Raw genomic sequence first — 4,261 nt, forward strand, 5'->3', positions numbered from 1 at the left:
TGTTCAAATGGCGATTCAGCGTTTAATTGGTTTTGGGAAAAAAGAAGAGTTTAAGGAAATTTTGGCAATTTTAAGAAAGCAGAATCCTGATAGGATAAGGGTTCTGTGAAATTTGTCGTGTACAGAGAAAAATTTTACCAAGATCATTGCCAATCATAACAATATCAGTGGCAATGTCGATTTTACGACTGGGAAAAACATCCAACTCCTCAATAACCAAATTTCAGGCGACCTGAAATTAAAGAAAAATAACGGCAATATTGTTCTAAATAATAATGAAATCGCAGGTAATTTGATTTGTCTTGAAAATGCGTTCTCAATTAATGGCAGCAACAACCAAGTCAAAGGTAATAAATCAGAACAATGCCGTAGTTTTTAACTCCCCCGACACCAACAAGCGAGAATGACGCTTTTGGCATTTCTCTGAACTGGCATTATTTTTATCAAATTAGTTGATAAAGAAATGAAAAAAATGTGAGATAAAACATTATTTTTTAACAATTCTGCAATACTCCACGCCCTAAATTTGTCTTAATTTCAAATGAGATAAACCTTTAACTGCAGTATGACTATAACAACGCAATAAGGGGGTGGCTTATGACAACAACTGTTGTAACTTCTTGGAAATACAGTTCTTCTTCACGTTACTTAAAAATTTTTTATGCGAATGGTTCTGGGGATCTCTTTTATCCAGTTTCACCTTTTATTTATGATAATTTACTTCGATGTAGTGATAAAACGGCATTTGTCCACAAATATTTAGAATATGATCTACATTTTTCACGAGTAAGCTTACAGGGTTAATCCGCTACAAGTTTAGCGCTATAGCAACAGTATTTTATTAATTAAAAAATATTTTCGATCAAATCAGGGCTGAATGCCCTGATTTTTAGTTGCGCCAAGTCACCATAAAGAGCCCTGCGCCCACCTTTAATGTCGTACTGATAAAACGATCATCCGCTTCAACACGTTGGATAAATTCAGCGACCTCATTGGCATGTGACAGCACATTGTCCACGATTAACACGCCACTTTGAGCTTGTATCAATTCAGCTAAATATGGCCAATACGCGATATACGCATCACGTTCTGCATCTAATAAAATAAAGTCATAACGCTGATTTAACTGCTGTAAAAAATGCAGTGCATCGCCATGATGAAATTCGATGTATTCGGATAAAGCTAAATTTTCCGCATACTGTTTAGCTTTCTCAATGCGCGCTGCATCAATTTCAATGGTTTCGACCCACCCTTGTGTAGACTGCGCAGCATCTGCTAACCACAGCGTGGAATAGCCTGTAGATGTTCCAATTTCCAAGATCTGTTTGGCTTATTTTAAGCGAATTTGCATAGCTAAAAACAGTGCAGACTCAGGCTCAATATTTCGGTAACGCGCAAGTCGGTGATTTTGCGCAGCATCGTGAGCACTAAAGTCTGCATAGAGTTGTTGCATATAGTTTTTAAAATTTGCATCCATGCTCATGATTCTGTCCTTTTGTTATTTCTTTCATATTTAAAGATTAAAGTACTAAATGTCTGCTCAGTGGGTTTCTTGGATCAGTTTAAAACGCGGAATTACTTCACCATTAATTTCAACGGTTTCCATAAACATCTCTAAGGGTCTAACCCACATGGAATAGTCATCATACAAGCACTGGTAGACCACAACTTTTTCACGCGTTTCACTATGGGTTGCAACATGAAAAACTTGATACAACTGACCTTTATAATGCTGATAAATCCCTTGCTTGACCTGCATGCCATTTCCCTAAAAAGTTCTCAATACAATAGGGTTGACTCTAGCATTGTCTTGCTTAAAGCGCGATGAATTCGTTTATTTTTCCACTATTTAACTTGCATTTCTCGATAATGACCCAATATTGACTGCATTCACATCGGTATATTCTTATGATTTAGAAAGAAATTTAATCATTTGATTTATAAAACCGATTAATTTTATAAAAACAAACCGTTTCACCTATTTAATGGTTTGTTCTATCATTCTCTCATCAAATAAATTTACTCCTCTGGAGACGTTAGCAATGTTAGATCAAAATACTTCTGCTCAATTAAAAACCTTACTTGAACGCCTTGAAGGCCCGATTGAAATCGTCGCGACTTTAAACGGCACTGACAAATCAGACAAAATTAAAGAATTGGTGACCGAAGTTGCTGCCTTATCTGATTTAGTGACTGCACGTTTTGACGGTAACAACAGCCGTGCGCCAAGCTTTGGTATTGCAAAAGCAGGTGAAACACCACGTGTATTCTTCGCAGGTCTACCGATGGGCCACGAATTCACTTCTTTGATTTTGGCATTGTTACAAACCTCTGGTTATGCACCGAAAGTTTCTGACGAAGTACTGAATACCATTAAAGGTTTAGGTCTTAAAACTGACTTTGATGTGTTCGTATCACTCAGCTGCCATAACTGTCCTGACGTGGTTCAAGCCTTGAACCTAATTGCGATCTATAACCCAGGTGCAACTGCAACCATGATTGATGGTGCATTCTTCCAAGACGAAGTCGAAGAACGCAAAATCATGGCTGTACCAATGGTATTCCAAGACGGTGAGCACATTGGTCAAGGTCGTATGACCTTGGAAGAAATCATTGCTAAATTAGACACCAACTCTGCCGCAAAAGATGCTGAAAAGTTAAATGCCAAAGAAGCCTTTGATGTTCTTGTGATTGGTGGCGGCCCTGCGGGGAATACTTCTGCAATCTATGCAGCACGTAAAGGCATTAAAACAGGTATCGTCGCTGAACGCATGGGCGGTCAGGTCATGGATACGATGGACATTGAAAACTTCACGTCGATTCAAAAGACTCAAGGTCCTAAGTTTGCTGCTGAAATGGAAGCACATGTACGTGAGTACGGTGTGGACATTATGAACTTGCAACGTGTATCTGACATCAAAGGTGCTGACCAAACAGCTAATGGCTTAGTTGAAGTGACTTTAGAGAATGGTGCAAAACTTGAATCTAAAACAGTGATTCTTTCAACAGGTGCACGCTGGAGAGAGATGAATGTTCCAGGTGAGCAAGAATACCGTACTCGTGGTGTAGCTTACTGCCCACACTGTGACGGTCCATTGTTCAAAGGCAAACGTGTTGCAGTGATCGGTGGTGGTAACTCTGGCGTTGAAGCAGCGATCGACCTTGCAGGTATTGTTGAACATGTAACGCTTGTTGAGTTTGATACCAAGCTTCGTGCTGACCAAGTCCTTCAAGACAAGTTAAACAGCTTACCAAACACCACTGTGATCATGAATGCATTATCTACAGAAGTGGTTGGTGATGGTTCACAAGTGACTGCACTGAACTACAAAGACCGTGCAACTGATGAAATCAAAACGATTGAATTGGCAGGTATCTTTGTACAAATTGGTTTGTTACCAAACACGGATTTCTTAAAAGAAACAGCTGTAGAACTTTCAAACCGTGGTGAGATCGTAATTAACGAGCGCAATGAAACCAATGTAAAAGGTGTATTTGCTGCAGGTGACTGTACAACAGTACCGTACAAACAAATCATTATTGCGACAGGTGAAGGCGCGAAAGCATCATTATCTGCTTTTGATTACATCATCCGTTCGGGTCAATAATTCAGTTTAGACAGAACAGCAAAAGCCAGTTTTCGAACTGGCTTTTTTTATGACTGAATATTCATGTCTTGTTTCATTTATAAATTAGCAATAAAACAAATATTTAACTCTATGACGCTTTTCACTTACACAATAATGAGCAAAACAAACCGTTTAAAACTTGTACAGCAGCTTATTTGCACATTAAGATAAAACAATCATCACGGATTGATGGTTGACAATAACAACAAGAATGTTGGTCAAATTCGACTAAATGGAGAAAAGCAATGCACTATCAATATCACTGTGCTTGTTGCAATAAAGTATTGGCTTCAAGCGATAAAGAATGTTCCGAATGTGGCTCGCATAATATCCGTAGCCCATATGGCTTTTGGATATTTTGCATACTCAGTTGTTTGGCTGTTGCCATTCTATTTAAGAGTGTCCAAGTGTATTTGCAACAGCACGATACTGAAGCGACAACCCAACTCAACATCTTTGAAGTACTCAAGCAAGATGGTAAAAATTAAGCTTTTTTACAACAGCCAAAGGCTTTGTTGCACAAAGATTTGAAATACAAAGCCCCCTAATTGAGCCAAATTTAAGGCGTAACTTGGGTAAGTGGTCGACCTAATTCCGTAAATCTGTTGAGGACTGCTACACGTGCATGAATT

At 38.7% G+C, this 4,261-nt stretch carries 5 protein-coding genes and 1 pseudogene; 4 read left to right on the forward strand and 2 right to left on the reverse strand.

Features of this window, described 5'->3' with window-relative positions; translation table 11 throughout:
• The first annotated feature begins 112 nt into the window (after nucleotides 1-112).
• Both FTU05_RS17290 and FTU05_RS17295 read left to right on the forward strand, forming a co-directional pair.
• The gene (locus FTU05_RS17290; RefSeq protein ID WP_180166169.1) at nucleotides 113-379 is read left to right on the forward strand and encodes a hypothetical protein; all 267 of its coding nucleotides are present in this window, start codon (nucleotides 113-115) and stop codon (nucleotides 377-379) included.
• 218 nt (nucleotides 380-597) lie between these two features.
• Nucleotides 598-804 carry a KTSC domain-containing protein gene (locus tag FTU05_RS17295; protein WP_078189026.1) on the forward strand — a complete coding sequence of 69 codons (207 nt, stop codon included), beginning with the start codon at nucleotides 598-600 and terminating at the stop codon, nucleotides 802-804.
• Between the two features lie 85 nt (nucleotides 805-889).
• Here FTU05_RS17295 and FTU05_RS17300 read toward each other — a convergent pair.
• Nucleotides 890-1,483: pseudogene (locus FTU05_RS17300) on the reverse strand (O-methyltransferase).
• Nucleotides 1,484-1,540: 57 nt separating this feature from the next.
• The gene (locus FTU05_RS17305; RefSeq protein WP_180166171.1) at nucleotides 1,541-1,759 is read right to left on the reverse strand and encodes a DUF1653 domain-containing protein; all 219 of its coding nucleotides are present in this window, start codon (nucleotides 1,757-1,759) and stop codon (nucleotides 1,541-1,543) included.
• Nucleotides 1,760-2,042: 283 nt separating this feature from the next.
• On the opposite strand from FTU05_RS17305, the gene ahpF reads away from it, so the two are divergent.
• Together ahpF and FTU05_RS17315 are read left to right on the forward strand one after the other, a co-directional pair.
• A complete protein-coding gene (ahpF, locus tag FTU05_RS17310; protein WP_180166173.1) occupies nucleotides 2,043-3,608 on the forward strand; it encodes an alkyl hydroperoxide reductase subunit F in 1,566 nt (521 codons plus the stop codon).
• A 266-nt stretch (nucleotides 3,609-3,874) separates the two neighbouring features.
• Nucleotides 3,875-4,117 (forward strand): hypothetical protein, encoded by a 243-nt coding sequence (locus FTU05_RS17315; RefSeq protein ID WP_078192893.1) that lies wholly within the window; start codon nucleotides 3,875-3,877, stop codon nucleotides 4,115-4,117.
• Nucleotides 4,118-4,261 lie beyond the last annotated feature (144 nt).

Origin of the sequence: Acinetobacter sp. YH12049, from assembly GCF_013419875.1 — a bacterium.
Taxonomy (GTDB): Bacteria; Pseudomonadota; Gammaproteobacteria; order Pseudomonadales; family Moraxellaceae; genus Acinetobacter; species Acinetobacter amyesii.